Below are 18,907 nucleotides of genomic sequence, written 5' to 3' on the forward strand. Positions count from 1 at the left end.
CTAAATTAATGTTCTGAAAGAACTTCCCAAACCGAAATCGTGCGATCGTCGCTACAAGATACTAACCAATTGCGATAATTCATCCAAAGGAGCTTATTCACGGAAGTGGCGTGCCCGGCATGCCGTGCTTTATCTATCACCTTGAGCAGTTTAAACTCAGTGGCATCCCACACCTTGATAGACTTGTCCATACTGCAGGTCACAAAGTACTTCCCTGATTCGCCAAACTCTATATGATTGATGGCGTACATGTGGCCCACGACCTCCTCCACCATCTTATAATCATTGTCCAAATCCCAGAGTTTGAACCGTGCATCCCTACTCGCGCTCATCAATACGGGCAATTGCGGATGATAACGAACCGAAAACACAGAAATTTCATGAGCTTTAAACTCCTTTTTCAGCTGTAAAGATTCAGTGTCGAAAATCCTGATATGGTGGTCACTAAATCCTACAGCCATTTCCTTTCTTTCTGCTGACACTGCTATGCTCCTCGCGCTCTCCACACTCAGCTTTTTAGAAGCTAAAATCTGCAGGTCCCAGTCAATTTTAAAAACTTCACCCTCTCCCGTGGCCACAAAAATAGCCTCTGAGGTGGTCTGAATATCAAAAATAGCTTTGGTAGTAAGTGCCAAAGACCCAATCTCCTTTTTTGTATTTACATCCACCAGGTGAATGCCGCTGAAGTTTTGCCCGACCACCAATATATCCCGCTCCTTATTGTATGACATGCCATAGACACTGGCTGGCACCTTCACGATCATCTTGCCTGTATCGGGAGATTTCAAGTCCCATAAAACCACCATACCATCCCCACCAGCGGAGAAAAAAGCAGAATCAGTGTAAGCACACAAGGTGTACAGGCTATCCTTATGCCCCGTTAAAGTATGCTGCTTTTTTACCTGAATTGAACTCATAATCAATAAATTGGGGTAAAATTAACCATAGGTGATCAGAATAGACTATGCCATTGTTATTATCTAAGCCAATCAGCCCATATTCTGCCTACGCAGTGTGGAACATTCAAGAAACCAATCAGGTTCTTTTGGGATTGATCAAAGAAGAGGTACCCGAAGGGCTGAACCCTACAAGGCTGGCTGAATGGATCGTTGGGAGGATTCTCATCCAAAACCTGTGTGCACAGTTTGCGCTGAAGTACCGGGGACTCACACCCAATGAGTCCGGTAAACCCTTTCTGATCGGATCTACTGCTGAAATCTCCATTTCGCACTCCTTCCCCATGGCGGCAGCCATGATCCACCTGCACAATCCTTGTGGGATAGATCTGGAACGTGCCCGTAACAAACTGATCAAAATACAAGACAAGTTTATCAATGAACGCGAGATTGAATACCGGGATAATCTCCAAAAGCTATGTGCCATCTGGTGTGGCAAAGAAGTGCTTTACAAAATCTACGGTCGCCGGAAGCTGAGCATGCGGGATGAAACTTTCATTGAGTTTGAAACGGACAGTGTGATGAACGGAATCATCCAAAAGGATCAGATGGAACTGCACTACAGAATCCACTATGAGGCCGTAAGAGACTATTTTTTGGCTTATAGCCTTTAGCCTTGGGCTTTTGGCTTTTGGCTAGTTACTTAAGGGAACCCGATGTTCTTATCGTCCAGTTTGGTCAAAACTGTTTTGATCTCATCGCTCTTGTGGTAATCTCCCAGTTTCTCAAATGAGACAATGAGGTTGCGCAAGCATCGCAACACGATATCGATATTCGGACAGGGGTCGTAGAAAATCTCCTGCGGAGGAATGTCCAGATGATCCAGATAGTTGTCAATATCCTCCTTGGAGAAGATCAGGCCCTTATTGAACACATTAATGTAGAAATCAGACTGCTGGCTACGGTAAGTCAGGATGAAAAGGTTTGGCAGATTTACCCCATAAATAGGTAAATCCAGCTTGCGGGCTATCAGTAGATATACAGCGCAAAGGGAGATCGGATTTCCTTTTTTAGACTCCAGCACAGCATTCACCATGCTATTGGCCGGCGAATGAAAGTTCTTGGTATTGGCTCTGAATTTGAAGCGATTAAACAAAACACTGTTCATCACCCGCACCTGATCAAAAGGATTGAGATCTTCTCTGAACTCCCGCCAGACTTCCACATAGAGTTGATGGACCTGCTGACGAAGTTCCTCCAAATCAAGGTCAGGATACTGATAGGTAGCTACTAACCACAACCCCTCCAGCAAATCATCTTCGCGGTTTACCTTCCAATCCTCCAGGCGCTCCTGAAAAAGCTCAAACTGCAAAGTATGAATGAGGTCCTCTATCCGGCGCTGAATGAGTGGGTTAAAGTTAGTTTCCCACTCCTGCTCCAACAAGGGTATCACACCCGTACCAATTTCCATCAGCTTCTTTTCTACATGAGAGATAATCTCCTCGTCATCATCTTCCAGTAGGGTTACCAGTGCTTTAAGTTCGCTTTCCTTGATCAATTCTTTCTAAAAGTAGGATTATAAAAGACGAAATTAATAATTCTTATCACATGAATCGGGCAATCCACCCACCTTAAGTTTGAATAACCCCTACGTTCATGGGTTTTTCAATTTTAGCATGATCCGCTGCCGCAATCCCGGTAGATATTACCCGACGTGTTTCCAGGGGATCGATGATGCCATCTACCCATAGCCGGGAAGCCGCATAATACGGACTGAGCTTGGCTTCATAAGAATCTGTAATCTCATCCAGCATGGTCTGCTGGTCTTCATCAGAAATCACTTTCCCTTTGGCTTTCATGGTAGATACCTTGATTTGCAGGAGGGTTTTGGCGGCTGATTTACCACTCATTACGGCTATTTGAGCATTTGGCCAGGCATAAATAAGTCTCGGGTCAAAAGCCTTGCCACACATGGCATAATTACCCGCGCCATAAGACGATCCCAGGATGATACTAAACTTTGGTACCACGGAATTTGATACTGCGTTCACCATCTTAGCGCCATCTTTGATGATACCTCCATGCTCAGACCGGCTGCCCACCATGAATCCATTCACATCGTGTAGAAACACCAATGGAATCTTTCGCTGATTGCAATTCATAATAAAACGTGCAGCCTTATCCGCAGAGTCACTATAGATCACCCCCCCCATCTGCATCTCGCCCTTCTTGGTCTTGACCACCGTCCGCTGATTGGCCACAATGCCCACACTCCAACCATCTATGCGGCCATAACCACAAAGGATGGTTTTGCCATAAAGTTCCTTGTATTGCTCAAAGTCCGAATCATCCACGAGCCGCTTGATGATCTCCAACATATCGTACGGCGTGTTCCGATCATTCGGAAAAAGCCCATAAATTTCTTTGGGATCTTCCTTGGGTGGCTTGGGTTCCGCCCGATTAAATCCTGCCTTTTCGAAATGACCAATCCGGTCAAAAATATTTCGGATCGCCTCCAGGCACTCTTTATCCCCAGGGTATTTATTGTCTGTAACACCGGATATCTCGCAGTGAGTAGTAGCCCCACCAAGTGTTTCATTGTCCACATCTTCCCCAACGGCGGCTTTGACCAGGTAGCTCCCTGCCAGAAAAATAGATCCGGTTTTATCCACAATCATTGCCTCATCTGACATGATGGGCAAATAAGCTCCACCAGCCACGCAGCTACCCATAATGGCCGCTATCTGGATGATCCCTTCTGAAGACATGCGCGCATTGTTTCTAAACTGCCGGCCAAAATGTTCTTTGTCAGGAAATATCTCGTCCTGCATAGGCAGAAACACGCCGGCGCTGTCCACCAGGTAGATGATCGGAAGCTTATTCTCTATGGCTATTTCTTGGGCTCTCAGGTTTTTTTTGGCAGTCATGGGAAACCACGCTCCTGCCTTCACGGTGGCATCATTAGCTACGATCACACACTGCCTGCCGGACACTACTCCCAGGCCTGTGACCACTCCTGCGGAAGGACATCCACCCCACTCCTCGTACATTCCATCTGCTGCAAAAGCACCCACTTCCAGAAAAGTGTCCATGGAATCCACCAGAAGTGCAATGCGTTCTCTGGCTGATAATTTCCCTTTTTGGTGAAGTTTCTCGATTTTTCCTTCGCCCCCACCTACATGCACTTTTTTGAGCTTTCGGTGAAGTTCGGAGATCAGTTGTTTATTTGAATCCTCGTTTTTGTTGAATTTAATATCCATAAAGATAATTTGGGGTGTTAAGGATAATTAAAAAAAGGGGTGACTAACCCCCTCATTTCATGTCTTCCATCACTTTCTTATGGCTCTTGCCCAAAGGCGAGAAAAAGTGCTTGGGATACTGATCCATATGAAGAATCAGTTTATCCAGATCGGTCATGGTCTGGTTTATGTTGTTGTACAAGGAGTCATCGCTGATCAGTTTTCCGAGCGTACCTTCCTCGCTTTTGATTTCATTGATCGTTACATTCAGGTTGTCCACTGCCCCACGGATAGAAGCGAGGGTCTGGTTGATTTCGAGGTTACTCAATGAGTCCAATACCCCTCCTGTTTTCACCAGAATCGGATCTATTTTATCCAATTTGCTATTCAGTGTTTGTATAAGTATCGCAGTCCGGGTCATGATCACCGCCAGTTCAGCCTGATTCTCCGAAATAATCTCATTTACGCTCACAGTGGTTTTGCGCACTTCCTCTATCGTGGCATTGATCTTCTCTCCGCTTCCTTTAAGACCGATAAGGATCTCATTCACCCTGGTGATGGTTGTGTTCAGATTACTGGCCACAGGCTCTGCGCTGGCCAAAATCTCATTAAGTCCCTTGTCTACATATGACGTAAGGGTATCTCCGGGCTGTATCGGATTATTGAGGGGCCCCACAGTCAGTACAATACCTTTGCTCCCTAGAAAATCGGTATTCATCAGGGATGCCACGGTGGAATCTCCCAAGGTAATGGTTTCGTCAATATCCAACTCTACCAAAATAAGATTGCCCTGATTTTGCAACAGCCTGATGCGGCTAACCCGCCCCACTGTAAGTCCATTGATGATGACGGGGTTTGACTTATTAAGTCCATCCACATTATCGTAGACGGCATAGTATTTATGGGTAGGTGAGAAGAAATCTATCCCCTTTAGAAAATTGAAACCATAATATAAAAGTACACCTGTGACAAGCGCTATGAGACCTACTTTAAATTCTTTTGACATGCTAAGGCATTAGTTTATTAGTTCATGGACTCTAGTTCCATTTTATAATCACGAAAGGCTCTGTAAATACCGGATGCAATGTAAACCTGATTGAGTGGATCATTAAGCTCCTTCTCTTCTTTTTCATTGCTAAGGTACCCCACTTCGACCAAAACACTCGGCATAGCGGTGTTCCAAAGCACCCATAAACTGGATTGCTTGACACCCCGGCTCTTTCTTCCCACTCTGTTCTTAAACTGATCTTCTATCAGGCCAGCCAGTCTGAGGCTCCTCTCCTGGAAGGCTGACTGAGTCAGCGAAAAAAGAATATACGAGTCTGGTGACTCAGGGTTGAAACCATCGTATTTGGTTTCGTAGTTGTCTTCCAATAGAATTACGGAGTTCTCACGCTTTGCCACTTCGAAATTCCCGGCGGTATTCTGCACACCCATCACATAGGTCTCAGTTCCATAAATACTCGGATTAGACACCCAGTTGGCGTGAATAGAAATGAAAAGATCCACATCCTTCTTATTAGCCAGGTTAGACCGCTCATGGAGCTTCGGGAAGCTATCGTCGGTGCGCGTATAAATCACCTCCACATCCGGGAGATTATCATTAATCACGCGCCCCACCTCCAGTGCAATTTTCAGTGCAATGTCTTTTTCCTTTGAGATGTTGCCATGCGTACCCGGATCTTTTCCTCCATGTCCGGGATCAATCACAATCTTCCGCACTTTGTACTTGGTAATACCTACGGTATTAAAGGAGCCCAGCACCAGCAGTATAGAAATGCCAAATGGAATTACAATATTTCTCATGCCTACTCGGTTATATCTTAAATTCCCATAATTTTACGCAAAATTGTAAATTTTTAACCAGTTAATAAAATCTGTCGGCTTGAGGAGAATTGCGCTAGTGACTATTTTTTTATCGATTGTTATTCGATTACAGGCGCAAGTTGATTCTACCTCCACTGAGTCCACTGATAAAGGCCTGATTGGCTCCAATCCTGAGCTCCAATTTACCGGATCAGACTTCATACAGGCCAACGATAGTTCCCACCTGGCACTGATGCCTGCAGACTCCCTCATCTCACCTTCTGATTCCTCAGCGGCTCCCTCCAAAAAAGCCTCTAAAAAAAATGACATAGAAACCACTATCAACTATACTGCCAAAGATTCCATGATCTTCGAGATTGAGGATAGGAGACTCTTTCTTTATGGCAACACCCACATAGATTACGGCAGCATCACCCTGGAATCTGACCAAACCACGATCGACTGGAATGAGCGAAACATTAAGTCGAAATACACATTGGATACACTGGGAAGAAAGCGTGGAAAACCGGTCTTTTCTCAAGGGGGGAGTGTTTATGAAACGGATGATATCCTTTACAATTTCAAGACCAAGAGGGCCATTATCAAGGGTGTAATTACGGAGCAGGACGGAGCCATCATGCATGGGGAGGATGTGAAAAAAAATGAAGAAAACGAACTCTTCATCAAAGGAGCCAAATACACCACCTGCAACTTGTCAGATCCTCACTTTTTCATTAAGTCGGAGAAAATCAAAGTGATTCCTGGAAACAAAGTGGTGTCAGGCCCCTTCAATCTTAAGTTTAGAGAAGTCCCCACGCCGTTGTGGTTTCCTTTCGGGATGTTCCCCCAACCTCGCCAAAAAGCTTCGGGCATCGTTTTTCCGTCTTATGGTGAAGAGACCCGAAGGGGCTTTTTTCTAAGGGGTGGTGGGTACTATTTTGGCTTCAGTGAATACTTTGACCTGAAACTGACCGGTGATGTGTACTCCAAAGGAGGCTATGCCCTGGATGCCACCACCAACTATAAGGTGAGGTACAAATTCAATGGGTCCATGAATTTTGCTTACAACAAGAACGTCACCGAAACAGAAACTGTACCCAATGAAACCAACGACTTCTGGATCCGATGGAGTCATCGCCCTGAGACCCGAGGCAATTCCAGCTTCAGCGCATCTGTCAATGGTGGTACAAGAGGATTTAATACCAACAATAACGTCGCTATCTACAATCCACAGCAAAGCATCAGTTCTGAGTTTCAGTCTAGCCTGAGCTATAGTCAGAAGTTTCAGCGTATACCATTCAATATGTCCTCTACCTTCAGGCAAAGACAGAACATACAGTCAGGCATCTACAACATGAGTTTGCCTGATTTTGCGCTGAACATGAACAGGATGTACCCCTTCAAAAATGTGGTTAAGTCCTCCAATTCACCGATCGCCAAAATAAGCTTTAGCCATAATTTCGTGGCCAAAAATGAAATCAGCAACTCACCTGTATCACCAACTGCGTTAGGTTTTACCCCCATTAACGGTAATGTCACAGAAGACGAAGACCCAATCAAGCTGAATATAGAGAACCTGGGAGATATCTATGACCGGTCGAAAATTGGAGGAAAGCACACTATTCCGGTCTCTACGTCTTTTAACCTTCTAAAGTACTTCACAGTAAGCCCCAGCTTTAACTATCAGGAGGTATGGTATACCCGTGAACTGGACTACACTTTTGTGCCTGAGCAAAATGGCGTGAGAGTAGATACCGTAGAGGGCTTTTCAAGAGCTGGCAGCTGGAGCTCCGGCGCTTCCGTCAATACCCGGATGTACGGGATGTACTATGTGAGGGGTATTGCTGGTATAGAAGCCATCCGCCATGTAATGACTCCCAGCCTATCCTTCAGCTACAACCCAGACTTTGGTGATGAAAAATACGGAGTATATGAAACGGTACAGATGGATACCCTAGGGCGAACGAAACGGTTATCCAAATATCAGAATTTCGCTTACGGAAGTCCATCAGGCAATGAAAGTCGGACAGTGAGTTTCGGCCTCACCAACAACCTGGAAATGAAAGTACGGGCAAGGAAAGACTCAGTCAATGAATTCAAAAAAGTGAAAATATTTGAGAACCTTTCCGTCAACAGTGGGTACAACTTCGCTGCAGACTCCTTTCGACTGAGCAACATCAACTGGAATGCCAGAACAAGCTTTTTCAATCAAAAGGTAAACCTCACCCTGAGTGGTGCCTATGACCCTTACCTCTACATTGAAGACGGAACCTCCTCCGGACAAAAAATAGACCGCTATGCCTGGAATAACGGCGAAGGAATAGGCACATTGAGAACCCTGAGCTCCCAGGTGAGTTTCTCGCTAAAGCCTAAGGGATCCAAAGAATCCAATGATAATCCAAATAGCAACCCCAATGACCGCAGTGCATTTGCTGACGATGGCGCGGCAATAGACAGAAGTCCGTTTGGCACAGAAGACGAAAAAGAATACATCAAGCAAAATCCGGAGGCATATGTGGACTTCAATGTGCCTTGGTCTCTTCGAGTGGCCTATAATGTGAACCGAACCAAAAACGGACTGGATGATGCGCTCATCTCCAGCCATGGTGTTCAGTTCAGTGGTACATTGGGTCTCACAGACAAAACGCAGATCACTTTCAACTCTGGGTATGATATCAAAAACAAGGATTTTACTCAAACTAATATAGGAGTGGCCCGTGATCTGCACTGCTGGACGCTCAACTTCTCGTGGGTACCTTTTGGCAGGTACCAATCGTTTAGTCTCATCATTCGACCAAAATCAGCGCTTCTACAGGATTTGAAAATCGAAAAGCGACGAAGCTTCCAGGATTTCTTTGGTCAGTAATCAGTTGATCTTTCCATTTCCAAATGAAAGGGATAATGTGTTCATTTGTGACCCAAACCAGCCTTTATTAAAATGCCCAACCAGACCATGCGCACATGCATCATCGTAGAAGATGAAATACACCATCAGGATCTTTTGTCCTTTTATCTGAAAAAGACAGGTGGAGTTCAAGTTCTTGGCATGTACACGGACACAGTGAATGCCGCCATCCAGATTGAAAAACAAAAACCTGACTTTATCTTTCTAGATATCAACATTTCCGGGCTGGAAGGGCCCGAGTTTATCGACTTGCTTGAACATCGGCCAAAAATCATCATCGTCTCTGCGCATTCTGAGGATTTCATGGCGGCTCATTACAGTGAGATTCCCTATGCTGCATTTGTGCAAAAACCCATCGATCTGATCAAACTACAAGAGGCCCTGGCCCATATTAATTGATCTGCCTATCCAAAATCTGGTACTCCTGAATATTGTTGATCAGACATTGAGAAAACTTTTTTAGATATTGTTCAACTATGTATTTTTGCCATCCAAAAGATAAAATCCATGGGAAGAGCATTTGAATACCGCAGAGCAGCCAAAGAGGCACGTTGGGACAAGATGTCCAAGATATTTCCGAAACTGGCCAAAGCCATCACTGTAGCGGTGAAAGAAGGTGGGGCCGAACTGGAAACAAACTCCAAGCTGCGTACGGCTATCCAGAATGCCAAGTCGCAAAACATGCCCAAAGACAATATCGAAAATGCCATCAAAAGAGCATTGGGCAATGACGCTGCGGATTACATAGAGGTGACCTATGAAGGAAAAGGTCCACACGGTGTGTTGGTGTTTGTGGAATGTGCCACGGACAATACCACGCGAACGGTAGCCAACGTAAAGTCCTATTTCAACAAAGCTGGCGGAGGCATAGTCCCCAATGGCTCTCTGGAGTTCATGTTCAGTCGCAAGGCGGTATTCGAGTTTGAAAAACCTGAAGGTGTGGAACTGGAAGAACTGGAGTTGGAGTTAATAGATGCAGGCCTTGAAGAGATAGAGACGAATCAGGAAATGGTTTATCTATATGCAGATTACACCAACTTTGGCTCCCTGTCCAAAGCCCTGGAAGATCAGAACATAGAAGTTAAAAAAGCTAGCCTGCAAAGGATTCCGACTAGCCCGGTGGAGTTTACCGATGAGCAGATGGAAGAAATAGAAAAAATGCTGGATAAGATAGAGGATGACGATGACGTGCAGGCCGTCTATACCAACATTGCCTAAGATTTCAATTCAGGTATGACGCCTGTCATACCTGAACCAACCTTCTCCCTGCCTCTTTCACGGCGTAAGACTTGATCTCTTCAAAGGAATGCTCATCCAGGTTAGCCAGAGAGTTTTCCAATTCCTGCGGAACCTCTTTTCCCTCGGAGTCCCACCAGTCATTGGCCACTGTCTTGGCAGCTGACTCATCAATATCAAAAAGATGGAGATGTGAGTCTGATATGACCCAGGCACGATCCTTATCTGCATATTTCTTAAATATCATTCCTCTGATATTAGTGGCAGTTTGATCACCGCTTTTGAAATATGCTTCCGTATAAGTCATGGTGTCGGGCTCCGTCATGATGTTGTCCCAGAATTTTCGGGAGGAGATGATCTGCGCGGTGGACACCAGGTAAGCAGACTCTCTTTCGAGCGGACTACCACTCAGATCACAGGAGGCTTTAAATTTTTTCTTTTTGCTAAACAGGCTGAACATGGCGACTTAATTAGAGTTTTTGACCATTTAGTTTACTCCTCCAGCGCGAAAAGGTTACCAAGATCTGCGGCAATTTGATGGACGGCAACCCCAAATCAGCCAATATTGATTTGTGGATCTACAATTTCATAGTCTTGTGGTGAGAGCATATGTCGGGGAATATTCTTCCTGATGTATTCTCCCAGCTTGTCGATAAACCTTTGCTTGTCGTAGTGCTTGGTCATGATGAGGCTAATCTCCCGGGCCTTTGGTTTACCGCCGATCGGGATCACACGCTCCTCCTGTTCCTCATTCAGGCTCAGCATGCTCAGCTCTGGCAGAATGGTCATCCCACCTTTGGTATCCACTATCCTGATCAGCGCATCGATGGAGTTGCTCCGATAGATGAAATGCTTATGCTGTCTGATTTTATTCAGGTCACAAAAATTATTGATCTGGTCCCGAAAGCAGTTGCCCTCATTCAAAAGCCAGAGTTCGTCATAACTGATATCCTGTAGGTCGAAATGAGTCTTGGTCTCGGGCTGAAAGGACATATACAGAAAGAACTTTTCATAAAACAGAGGCTCAAAAACGATCCCTGCGACACTGATGGGTGTGGAGATCAGACCAACATCCAAACTCCCATCCCGGACCCCGGCCACCACATTTTCCGTGGTGAGCTCATGGATATCGAGGCGAAATTCCGGGTAATCCTTCTGCAGATCGTCGGAAAACAATGGAACCAGAAATGGTGCCAGGGTGGGAATCACCCCTACGCGAATCACGTCGTTGTACTGCTGACTAAGCTCCTGAGAGAAATTAATCAATCGCCGTGCATCCGTCAAAATCTGCTGCGAACGCTCAAGAAATCTCTGCCCATCTCTGGTGATCTCGATAGGTGAGGTATTCCTGTTAAACAGCTTTATTCCGATTTCCTCTTCCAGTTTTTTGATCTGAGAACTAAGTGCGGGCTGTGTGATCCCCAATCGCTCCGAGGCCTTGCTGAAACTGCCAATTCGCCAAAGCGTCAGGGCATAATCTAGTTGGTTCAGTGTCATAACTTAAAATTATGTCAGTAAGATTTCAATAAATACCTCTAATGTATCTTTTTCTAAAAATTCCCAAAGGAAGCGACCAAACGAGTAACCAGACAAGTGAGCCACCTGTAAGAAAACAAAGACAGAAATGGTACATTAATTACTTTTTTCATAAATTCATAGGGATGGTAGCCGGCCTCCTTGATCATTTCATCATATCACCCCTCCAAAAATGAAAGAAATTCAATACCTCAGTATACAAGGGAGTTGCGCTCCGTCTTTCTGGTTTAAGGATCATGATGCACAGAACTTTCGCTCACTGATCGAGTCACTTACGCTCAGTCACTCACTGATCATTTCCTCTATTTATCGGACGGATGTGTTTTTCATGGCTGAAGAAGATCGTCTGGATCTGATCATGCGCACCTGGTCCACTTTCAAGCAGCATACTTTTGATCAACACTTAAAAGGGAAGTTTACTCGGGCCAACAATCGAAAAGAAGCCTTTGAACTCTATTTCGATACATTGTTTCACCTCATCAAGCATCCAAAACACCACGAACGATACAGGCTACGCCTGAATGAAATCCAGCGACTCGAAAGCAACAATCCCATCTTAAGAGCGCTAATGGAATGTGACATGCTTCTCACCGAAAAATACCGCGAACAGCAGGTGAAGTATGTAAGCCTGGCCACTACTGAACAGGTCGGTCAGTATATTCCTTCGTGTGAGAACTTTAGTTTACTGGCCCACGAAAGGCTCAGCAAATTGAATTACAATTAATTCGGGTGGTGCGGCTTCATTCATACTTCGGATGAATGAAATATATTATCTTCATGGGAGTTACTATAAGGAAAGAAGAAACCCATGAAAAAACTGATACTCGCTTTTATCTTTTGCTCTCCAGCTTTATTATTTGCACAAAAAGGAACCATTTTCCCAAACCTGGCTGGTGAAAACCTCATGCATGGAGAAGTGAATTTACCGGAAGATGTGAAAGGAAAGCATACATTGATTGGTCTGGCTTTTTCCAAGAAATCTGAAAAATTCCTCAACTCATGGTTTACCCCCGTCTATGACCAGTTGATCAAAGAACCTGAGGCAGGTCTGTTTGCATTCAGTTACGACGTGAACGTCTATTTCGTACCCATGCTCACAGGAGCCAAGCGACCAGCGTATCAGCAGGTGATGAAAAACGTGGAAAAGGATGTGGACCCACGCCTGCACCCAAATGTTCTTTTCTATCAGGGCACACTGAAAGAATACAAAGATGCCCTGAATATCACGGACAAAGACTTACCTTATTTTTACCTGCTGGATAAAGAGGGCAAAATCATATATGCCACCTCAGGCTTATATAGCCGTGCCAAATTGCAGAAAATAGTTGATGAGTTGCCCTTTGAGTAACTAGCTTAGCGGCATGGAGCAAGGACCTATTGGCATTTTTGATTCGGGATATGGCGGACTCACGGTTCTGCGGGAGATTGTGAAAGTGCTGCCTCATCATGACTTTTTGTACCTGGGTGATAATGCCCGTACCCCATACGGCAACCGATCTTTTAAAACCATATATGAGTATACGCTGGAGAGTGTCAAATATCTACTGAATGAAGGTTGCCCACTGATCATTCTGGCCTGCAATACCGCTTCAGCGAAAGCTTTAAGAACCATACAACAGCGAGATCTCCCGGGCCTGGCACCCGACAGACGAGTGCTGGGGGTAATCAGGCCAACGGCCGAGGTGATCGGGCAATACAGCCAGACCGGGCATGTGGGTGTACTTGGCACCAGCGGTACGGTAAATTCTGAGTCCTACTTACTGGAAATCAAAAAGCAATCACCTGAACTCAAAGTATTCCAACAAGCCTGCCCCATGTGGGTGCCACTGGTGGAAAACGGAGAGCACGACTCTGAGGGGGCGGACTACTTTGTGGAGAAGTATCTCCGGGAGCTTTTCAGTCAGTCAGAAAAAATAGACACACTTCTCCTTGCCTGCACACATTATCCCCTGCTCATCGAAAAGATCATGACCCGGATTCCGGCTGGCATCACCGTACTGAATCAGGGCGAAATTGTGGCCCCCAGCCTTGAAGATTATCTGAATCGTCATCCGGAAATTTCTGATTTTTGCCTCAAAAACCATCAACTTCGATTTTTGACCACAGACGAAACTGAAAACTTCAATAAAAAAGCAAAGACCTTTTTTGGGCAGTCGATTTTAAGTGAATTTGTGCATCTTTAAGAGACAAAACCTGACACATGGCTTTCAACGAAGAGACGGCTCAGCGAATCCGTATGGCAATGGATTTGATTCACTCCTTTCAGTATACTGAAAAGAAAATGTTCGGTGGACTCTCATTCCTCTATGAGGGGAAAATGACTGTGGGAGTGGTGAAAGACGACCTGGCGGTGAGGGTAGTTGCGGATAAAATGGAAAAAGTACTTACCGAACCACATGTACGTCCCATGGATTTCACCAAAAGTGCCATGAAGGAATTTGTCTATGTAAGTGCTAATGGATTTGATACAGAAGAGCAATTGATGGGGTGGATAAATCTCGGAATAGAGCACGCTAAAAGTAAGATTGGATAAGAATGAATTTGGAGATTGGTAAATTAGGACATACTGAAAAGGCACCCATGGATTTGCTGTTCAAGGCAGACCCTTCGATAGAGATGATCGAAAAGTACCTATACTCAGGGGAGTGCTATCTGGCCAAGATGAACGATGAGGTGGTGGGTGTATTTGTGCTCATGCCTAACAACCCCCAGGAAATGGAGCTCAAGAATATCTCCATTGTCGATCAATATCAGGGTCAGGGCATTGGTAAAGAAATCATCAAATATGTAATGCGCATCTCCAAAATGGAGGGCTACGAATACCTGGTTGTGAAAACCGCTGACACGAGTGCGGATACCATCAAGTACTACGAGAAGATGAAATTTGAGCACTATTTTGTTGCCAAAGGTCACTTCCTCAAATACTATAACCAACCCATCATCGAAAACGGCAACCAGGCCATTGATCAGGTGGCCATGAGAAGAAAATTGTAAAAAAAGAGGCCGCTCAATGCATTGAGCGGCCTCTTTCTTTGTCAACTTGTCATTGAAGACCTCATCCCTCGATCCAACTTTGTACTTCTTCTTTGGTAGGATTCTGCACATCGTTCAGCTTTAGTTTTTTTCGAGTGCCACACACATCATTGTGCAATTTGTTTACATCGCTGTGTTTGATCTGTTCAATGGTATTGAGCGCCAGTTTTCGAATGATCGGCAAGAGATCAGCTCTGATTCCAAGCGCCATTAGCTCAGCATCCGTCACGATTTTAGCCTTTTTCTCAGCTTTCATCTGAGGGAAGAAAAGCACATCCTGAATGGAGTTGGAGTTGGTCATAATCATGGTCAGTCGATCAATACCCAGGCCTACACCTGCAGTAGGTGGCATCCCAAACTCCAGTGCTCTGAGAAAGTCCTCATCCAGCGCCATCGCCTCGTCATCACCACGCTTAGCCAGCTCCATCTGATCCTCAAATCGCTTGCGCTGATCGATTGGATCATTGAGCTCTGAGTAGGCATTCATGATTTCCTTACCATTGCATATGGCCTCAAACCTTTCCACCAGACCAGGCTTGGATCGGTGCTTCTTGGTCAATGGTGACATCTCTTCCGGGTAGTCCGTTATGAAGGTTGGCTGAATCAGCTGCCCTTCGCACTTCTCCCCAAAAATCTCATCTATGAGCTTCCCTTTGCCCATGCTATCGTCTACAGATACATGCAGTTTCTTAGCCGTTTCTCTCAGCTCAGCCTCCTCCATGGCGGAAATGTCTATGCCTGTAAAGTGTTCTATGGCTTCAAACATGGTGAAGCGCTTCCATGGGCGCTGAAAATTAATTTCATGTGGCCCCACCTGTACTTTAGTATCTCCGTGCAGGTTGATGGCGATTTGCTCCACGAGCGCCTCCATCAGGTCCATCATCCAGTTGTAATCCTTGTAGGCCACATAGAGCTCCACTTGTGTAAATTCAGGATTGTGAAAGCGCGACATCCCTTCATTCCTGAAATCTTTGGCAAACTCATAGACCCCATCAAATCCACCTACAATCAGCCGCTTGAGGTAAAGCTCATTGGCTATTCGCAGGTACAACTTCATGTCCAGCGTATTGTGATGGGTCTCGAAAGGACGCGCCGCAGCACCTCCATGAATCGGCTGAAGGATGGGTGTTTCCACCTCCAGATATCCTTTGTCATTCAGAAAATCCCGGATGGTGTTCACCAGCTGGGTACGTTTCTTAAAGGTCTCCTTGATGTGTGGATTAACGATCAGATCGAGATAACGCTGCCTGTAGCGCTGCTCCGGATCGGTAAAGGCATCATAGGTTTTCTTATTCCCTTCTTCATCCTCCACCTCTTTGACGATGGGGAGCGGTCGCAGAGATTTACTCAGCACCTTCAGACTCGTCACATGAATGGAAATCTCTCCCACCTGAGTGGTAAAAACATAACCGGTGATCCCGATGATGTCGCCTATGTCCAGACGCTTTTTGAATACTTCATTGTAGAGGCTCTTATCCTCTCCCGGGCAGATGTCGTCACGACGAAGATAAATCTGAATCCTGCCAGAGCTATCCTGTATTTCCGCGAAGGAAGCCGATCCCATGATCCGGCGACTCATTAGTCTTCCGGCGATAGAGATGTTCTTATAGTCCGTTTTATTGCGTTCGTAGTTTTCGTTAATGTCTTTGCTGCTTACGTTCACCTCAAAAAGGTCCGCAGGATAGGGATCTATCCCCATTTTCATCAAAGCCTCTCGCTCGTTTCTTCGCTGGATTTCTTGTTCGCTTAGCATTTTTTATGATTTACTTCGTCTTCTTTTCAATTCCTTTCTGATCAGGCTATACTCCCGGCCGCTCTGACCAGCTATAGAGGTGTTCTCATCGGCCCTTCTGAATAAATAGGGCAACACTTTTTCTACCGGGCCATACGGCACATACTTGGCCACATTGTAGCCCAGACTAGCCAGTTTGAAGGAAATATTATCGCTCATTCCCAGAAGCTGTGCAAAATACACCCGGTCATCAGATTTCTTTATGCTGTGGGTGTCCATGAGGTTCACCAGTAGCTGACAGGATTCTTCATTATGGGTACCAGCACAGAGTGCAAACTTGTCGATATGCTCAATGGCAAACTGCAGTGCCTGGTTATAATCGTAATCTGTTTCCTTCTTGTTGGTTTGAATCGGATCCGGGTAACCTTTCTCCTCGGCTCTATCCCTCTCCTTTTCCATGTAGGCACCTCGCACCAGCTTGGCCGCAAAGTAGCAACCCGCTTTGGTCACTTCTTCAAAACCGGCCTTCATGTTGGCCAGCGCTTCATGCCTGTACAACTGATAAGTATTGTACACATAAGGCTTTTCCTTATTGTATTTCAGCATGAGGTCATAGGTAATGCGGTCGATTACATCCTGTATCCAGGACTCCTCCGCATCAATCATAAATTTCATATCATTCTGCACAGCCCTTCCCACGATGGTGTCTATTCGTTCGAGTACTCTGTCGAAGCGCTTCTCCTCCTGAGGGGTGAGTTGTTCTCCCTTTTGCTTCCTTTCCATCAATCTGGTAGAAGCTATCCCCGTCATTTTGAGTACACAAAAGGGTATGCTTACATGCTGTTTGGCATATTCAGAAACACGCAACGCCTCCTCCACAGCTTCGTCGTAGCCATCCTCAGAGGCTTCACCCTCTACTGAATAATCCAGGATCGTCTTCACATTGGACTGGGCCAATAAAATCATTCGAGGCTCGCTCCCTTCTATCGATTCTCCGCCACAAAACTGATCAAAAAGAGTATTCCTGATCAAGCCTTTTACAGGCAGACGCATCTTGAGAGCTGCGCTTGTCACAGAGGTACCCAACTTCACTACCCAGGGGTAATTCATGGTAGAGAACACAAAATGAGACTTCCGGAGCCTGGCGGTACTCTTGTGCGCAAATGCAGTTGCCGTATCTTCGAAGTTGATTTTTGAATTTTCTGACATACTTTTGAAAACTGACGGCAAAGATAGTAAGCCCTCAATCATTTTTGCACCTTCATTACAACTGTTACTCTTTATAATCAAGTACTTTGAAAATACCAGCCTACATCACGCTCACCGACGACCCTGCGAATAAGCTTCAATCGCTTTTGGAAACCTTTAAACCGGACAAAATCGCTTATCTGGTGGATGAAAACACCAGGGAACATTGCCTCCCCTTGTTGAGAGTGGGTGGGGATGCTGAAATCATCCAAATCCATAGTGGCGAGATCTTCAAAAACCTCAATAGCTGTGAACTCATCTGGGCGGCACTCACCACGAGCGGCTTTAGCCGAAAATCTATGCTGGTCAATGTGGGTGGAGGAGTAATTGGCGATATGGGCGGATTCGCTGCATCTACTTATAAGCGGGGAATTCGGTTTATCAACATCCCCACTACACTGCTGGCCGCTGTTGATGCCAATATCGGTGGGAAATTGGGAATCGATTTTCGGGGTTTCAAAAATCACATTGGTGTCTTTAATGACCCGGATGCGGTAGTCATCTCCGATTTATTTCTAAAAACACTGCCCGAGCGAGAGCTCCGATCCGGCTTTGCAGAGGTGATCAAGCATGGACTCATCTACGACAAGGATTATTTCCACCAAATCAGCCAATCCAGTTTCCCCAATCTTAACTGGACTGAGGTGATTAAGCGGTCGGTGGAAATCAAAAGTGAGGTGGTAGCTCAAGATCCCCGTGAGGCCGGGCTCAGGAAAATCCTAAACTTTGGCCACACCCTGGGGCACGGTATTGAAACATGGTATCTCAACTCCAGACAGTCACTGCTGCATGGGGAAGCCATTTCCATTGGGATGATTCTGGAGGGCTTTCTGGCCAATAAACTGGGGAAGCTGAGTATCTCTGACCTGAATGAGGTGTCTAACTATCTCATTTCGGTTTTCGGGAAATTTGATTTACCTCCTATCCATGAGATTATGCCACTGATGCTACAGGACAAAAAAAATGTAGGCAATGAAATTAGTTTCTCATTGCTGGATGGGGTGGGTAAGTGCTCTTTTGATGAGTTAATTGACCTGAAGTGGATCGATGAATCGTTCCAATATTATCAAAACCTCAAATAAATAGATTTTCCTTTTCCTCAATCCCGTTTTGCGTACTAGTTTTGGTGGTCTTTGCTTTGTTTTTCATTACTTTCTTTGGAGTAGCAACTAAAAGCGTCAATGAACCTACTAAAACTGTAGCGATAAGGGTTCCTATGGTTTTTGATAAAGACATAATTAATCATTAAGACAATTGTATAACGTAAACAGTTGTA

At 45.3% G+C, this 18,907-nt stretch carries 20 protein-coding genes; 10 read left to right on the forward strand and 10 right to left on the reverse strand.

The annotated features are described in order from the left end of the window. Nucleotides 1-5 precede the first annotated feature (5 nt). Nucleotides 6-917, reverse strand: coding sequence for a WD40 repeat domain-containing protein (locus tag ACHKAR_RS15235; protein ID WP_395418237.1), 912 nt, complete (start codon nucleotides 915-917; stop codon nucleotides 6-8). Nucleotides 918-964: 47 nt separating this feature from the next. Between ACHKAR_RS15235 and ACHKAR_RS15240 the strand changes: the two genes are divergently transcribed. After that, nucleotides 965-1,570 carry a 4'-phosphopantetheinyl transferase family protein gene (locus ACHKAR_RS15240; RefSeq protein WP_395418238.1) on the forward strand — a complete coding sequence of 202 codons (606 nt, stop codon included), beginning with the start codon at nucleotides 965-967 and terminating at the stop codon, nucleotides 1,568-1,570. Between the two features lie 29 nt (nucleotides 1,571-1,599). On the opposite strand, the gene ACHKAR_RS15245 is transcribed toward ACHKAR_RS15240, so the two are convergent. The 4 genes from ACHKAR_RS15245 to ACHKAR_RS15260 all read right to left on the reverse strand — a co-directional run bounded on the left by ACHKAR_RS15245 (nucleotide 1,600) and on the right by ACHKAR_RS15260 (nucleotide 5,941). After that, nucleotides 1,600-2,454, reverse strand: coding sequence for a transglutaminase-like domain-containing protein (locus ACHKAR_RS15245; RefSeq protein ID WP_370519069.1), 855 nt, complete (start codon nucleotides 2,452-2,454; stop codon nucleotides 1,600-1,602). A 73-nt stretch (nucleotides 2,455-2,527) separates the two neighbouring features. After that, nucleotides 2,528-4,156, reverse strand: coding sequence for an acyl-CoA carboxylase subunit beta (locus tag ACHKAR_RS15250; protein WP_395418240.1), 1,629 nt, complete (start codon nucleotides 4,154-4,156; stop codon nucleotides 2,528-2,530). Nucleotides 4,157-4,208: 52 nt separating this feature from the next. Beyond that, nucleotides 4,209-5,141, reverse strand: a complete 933-nt coding sequence (locus ACHKAR_RS15255) for an MlaD family protein (protein WP_395418242.1) — start codon at nucleotides 5,139-5,141, stop codon at nucleotides 4,209-4,211. 17 nt (nucleotides 5,142-5,158) lie between these two features. After that, nucleotides 5,159-5,941: an N-acetylmuramoyl-L-alanine amidase family protein gene (locus ACHKAR_RS15260; protein WP_159583464.1), complete on the reverse strand. Its 783-nt coding sequence runs from the start codon at nucleotides 5,939-5,941 to the stop codon at nucleotides 5,159-5,161. A 97-nt stretch (nucleotides 5,942-6,038) separates the two neighbouring features. Between ACHKAR_RS15260 and ACHKAR_RS15265 the strand changes: the two genes are divergently transcribed. The 3 genes from ACHKAR_RS15265 (at nucleotide 6,039) to ACHKAR_RS15275 (ending at nucleotide 10,064) form a co-directional block, all read left to right on the forward strand. Further along, nucleotides 6,039-8,807 carry a putative LPS assembly protein LptD gene (locus ACHKAR_RS15265; protein ID WP_395418243.1) on the forward strand — a complete coding sequence of 923 codons (2,769 nt, stop codon included), beginning with the start codon at nucleotides 6,039-6,041 and terminating at the stop codon, nucleotides 8,805-8,807. A gap of 87 nt (nucleotides 8,808-8,894) precedes the next feature. After that, nucleotides 8,895-9,245: a LytR/AlgR family response regulator transcription factor gene (locus ACHKAR_RS15270; RefSeq protein ID WP_159583460.1), complete on the forward strand. Its 351-nt coding sequence runs from the start codon at nucleotides 8,895-8,897 to the stop codon at nucleotides 9,243-9,245. Nucleotides 9,246-9,353: 108 nt separating this feature from the next. Continuing rightward, complete coding sequence (locus ACHKAR_RS15275) at nucleotides 9,354-10,064, forward strand: YebC/PmpR family DNA-binding transcriptional regulator (protein ID WP_159583458.1); 711 nt, start codon at nucleotides 9,354-9,356, stop codon at nucleotides 10,062-10,064. A gap of 25 nt (nucleotides 10,065-10,089) precedes the next feature. Here ACHKAR_RS15275 and ACHKAR_RS15280 read toward each other — a convergent pair whose 3' ends face one another. Next, complete coding sequence (locus ACHKAR_RS15280) at nucleotides 10,090-10,542, reverse strand: hypothetical protein (protein WP_159583456.1); 453 nt, start codon at nucleotides 10,540-10,542, stop codon at nucleotides 10,090-10,092. Nucleotides 10,543-10,637: 95 nt separating this feature from the next. Next, complete coding sequence (locus ACHKAR_RS15285; protein WP_159583454.1) at nucleotides 10,638-11,579, reverse strand: hydrogen peroxide-inducible genes activator; 942 nt, start codon at nucleotides 11,577-11,579, stop codon at nucleotides 10,638-10,640. A gap of 211 nt (nucleotides 11,580-11,790) precedes the next feature. Here ACHKAR_RS15285 and ACHKAR_RS15290 point away from each other — a divergent pair, with 211 nt between their 5' ends. The 5 genes from ACHKAR_RS15290 to ACHKAR_RS15310 all read left to right on the forward strand — a co-directional run bounded on the left by ACHKAR_RS15290 (nucleotide 11,791) and on the right by ACHKAR_RS15310 (nucleotide 14,612). Further along, complete coding sequence (locus ACHKAR_RS15290; RefSeq protein WP_395418246.1) at nucleotides 11,791-12,342, forward strand: hypothetical protein; 552 nt, start codon at nucleotides 11,791-11,793, stop codon at nucleotides 12,340-12,342. Between the two features lie 84 nt (nucleotides 12,343-12,426). After that, on the forward strand, nucleotides 12,427-12,966 hold the full coding sequence (locus ACHKAR_RS15295) for a hypothetical protein (RefSeq protein WP_159583450.1): 540 nt from the start codon (nucleotides 12,427-12,429) through the stop codon (nucleotides 12,964-12,966). 13 nt (nucleotides 12,967-12,979) lie between these two features. Next, complete coding sequence (murI, locus tag ACHKAR_RS15300; RefSeq protein WP_395418248.1) at nucleotides 12,980-13,801, forward strand: glutamate racemase; 822 nt, start codon at nucleotides 12,980-12,982, stop codon at nucleotides 13,799-13,801. A gap of 17 nt (nucleotides 13,802-13,818) precedes the next feature. Beyond that, nucleotides 13,819-14,151 (forward strand): TfoX/Sxy family protein, encoded by a 333-nt coding sequence (locus ACHKAR_RS15305; RefSeq protein WP_395418249.1) that lies wholly within the window; start codon nucleotides 13,819-13,821, stop codon nucleotides 14,149-14,151. 2 nt (nucleotides 14,152-14,153) lie between these two features. Further along, nucleotides 14,154-14,612: a GNAT family N-acetyltransferase gene (locus tag ACHKAR_RS15310; protein WP_159583444.1), complete on the forward strand. Its 459-nt coding sequence runs from the start codon at nucleotides 14,154-14,156 to the stop codon at nucleotides 14,610-14,612. Between the two features lie 61 nt (nucleotides 14,613-14,673). Here the strand turns inward: ACHKAR_RS15310 and lysS are convergent, their stop codons facing one another. Together lysS and ACHKAR_RS15320 are read right to left on the reverse strand one after the other, a co-directional pair. Continuing rightward, nucleotides 14,674-16,404 carry a lysine--tRNA ligase gene (gene lysS / locus ACHKAR_RS15315; RefSeq protein WP_395418251.1) on the reverse strand — a complete coding sequence of 577 codons (1,731 nt, stop codon included), beginning with the start codon at nucleotides 16,402-16,404 and terminating at the stop codon, nucleotides 14,674-14,676. 3 nt (nucleotides 16,405-16,407) lie between these two features. Then, entirely contained in the window at nucleotides 16,408-17,592 is a 1,185-nt protein-coding gene (locus tag ACHKAR_RS15320) for a proline dehydrogenase family protein (protein ID WP_159583440.1), read from the reverse strand. A gap of 86 nt (nucleotides 17,593-17,678) precedes the next feature. Between ACHKAR_RS15320 and aroB the strand changes: the two genes are divergently transcribed. Further along, entirely contained in the window at nucleotides 17,679-18,713 is a 1,035-nt protein-coding gene (aroB, locus tag ACHKAR_RS15325) for a 3-dehydroquinate synthase (RefSeq protein ID WP_395418252.1), read from the forward strand. On the opposite strand, the gene ACHKAR_RS15330 is transcribed toward aroB, so the two are convergent. Next, complete coding sequence (locus tag ACHKAR_RS15330) at nucleotides 18,706-18,867, reverse strand: hypothetical protein (RefSeq protein WP_159583438.1); 162 nt, start codon at nucleotides 18,865-18,867, stop codon at nucleotides 18,706-18,708. The genes aroB and ACHKAR_RS15330 overlap by 8 nt on opposite strands. Between the last annotated feature and the right edge of the window lie 40 nt (nucleotides 18,868-18,907).

Origin of the sequence: Marinoscillum luteum (assembly GCF_044005705.1) — a bacterium.
Lineage (GTDB): Bacteria > Bacteroidota > Bacteroidia > Cytophagales > Cyclobacteriaceae > Marinoscillum > Marinoscillum luteum.

Coding starts and splice junctions, on each gene's coding strand:
- ACHKAR_RS15235 (WP_395418237.1), bottom strand. CDS start 917: ATGAGTTCAATTCAGGTAAAAAAGCAGCATACTTTAACGGGGCATAAG.
- ACHKAR_RS15240 (WP_395418238.1), top strand. CDS start 965: ATGCCATTGTTATTATCTAAGCCAATCAGCCCATATTCTGCCTACGCA.
- ACHKAR_RS15250 (WP_395418240.1), bottom strand. CDS start 4,156: ATGGATATTAAATTCAACAAAAACGAGGATTCAAATAAACAACTGATC.
- ACHKAR_RS15255 (WP_395418242.1), bottom strand. CDS start 5,141: ATGTCAAAAGAATTTAAAGTAGGTCTCATAGCGCTTGTCACAGGTGTA.
- ACHKAR_RS15260 (WP_159583464.1), bottom strand. CDS start 5,941: ATGAGAAATATTGTAATTCCATTTGGCATTTCTATACTGCTGGTGCTG.
- ACHKAR_RS15270 (WP_159583460.1), top strand. CDS start 8,895: ATGCGCACATGCATCATCGTAGAAGATGAAATACACCATCAGGATCTT.
- ACHKAR_RS15275 (WP_159583458.1), top strand. CDS start 9,354: ATGGGAAGAGCATTTGAATACCGCAGAGCAGCCAAAGAGGCACGTTGG.
- ACHKAR_RS15280 (WP_159583456.1), bottom strand. CDS start 10,542: ATGTTCAGCCTGTTTAGCAAAAAGAAAAAATTTAAAGCCTCCTGTGAT.
- ACHKAR_RS15285 (WP_159583454.1), bottom strand. CDS start 11,579: ATGACACTGAACCAACTAGATTATGCCCTGACGCTTTGGCGAATTGGC.
- ACHKAR_RS15290 (WP_395418246.1), top strand. CDS start 11,791: ATGAAAGAAATTCAATACCTCAGTATACAAGGGAGTTGCGCTCCGTCT.
- ACHKAR_RS15295 (WP_159583450.1), top strand. CDS start 12,427: ATGAAAAAACTGATACTCGCTTTTATCTTTTGCTCTCCAGCTTTATTA.
- murI (WP_395418248.1), top strand. CDS start 12,980: ATGGAGCAAGGACCTATTGGCATTTTTGATTCGGGATATGGCGGACTC.
- ACHKAR_RS15305 (WP_395418249.1), top strand. CDS start 13,819: ATGGCTTTCAACGAAGAGACGGCTCAGCGAATCCGTATGGCAATGGAT.
- ACHKAR_RS15310 (WP_159583444.1), top strand. CDS start 14,154: ATGAATTTGGAGATTGGTAAATTAGGACATACTGAAAAGGCACCCATG.
- lysS (WP_395418251.1), bottom strand. CDS start 16,404: ATGCTAAGCGAACAAGAAATCCAGCGAAGAAACGAGCGAGAGGCTTTG.
- ACHKAR_RS15320 (WP_159583440.1), bottom strand. CDS start 17,592: ATGTCAGAAAATTCAAAAATCAACTTCGAAGATACGGCAACTGCATTT.
- ACHKAR_RS15330 (WP_159583438.1), bottom strand. CDS start 18,867: ATGTCTTTATCAAAAACCATAGGAACCCTTATCGCTACAGTTTTAGTA.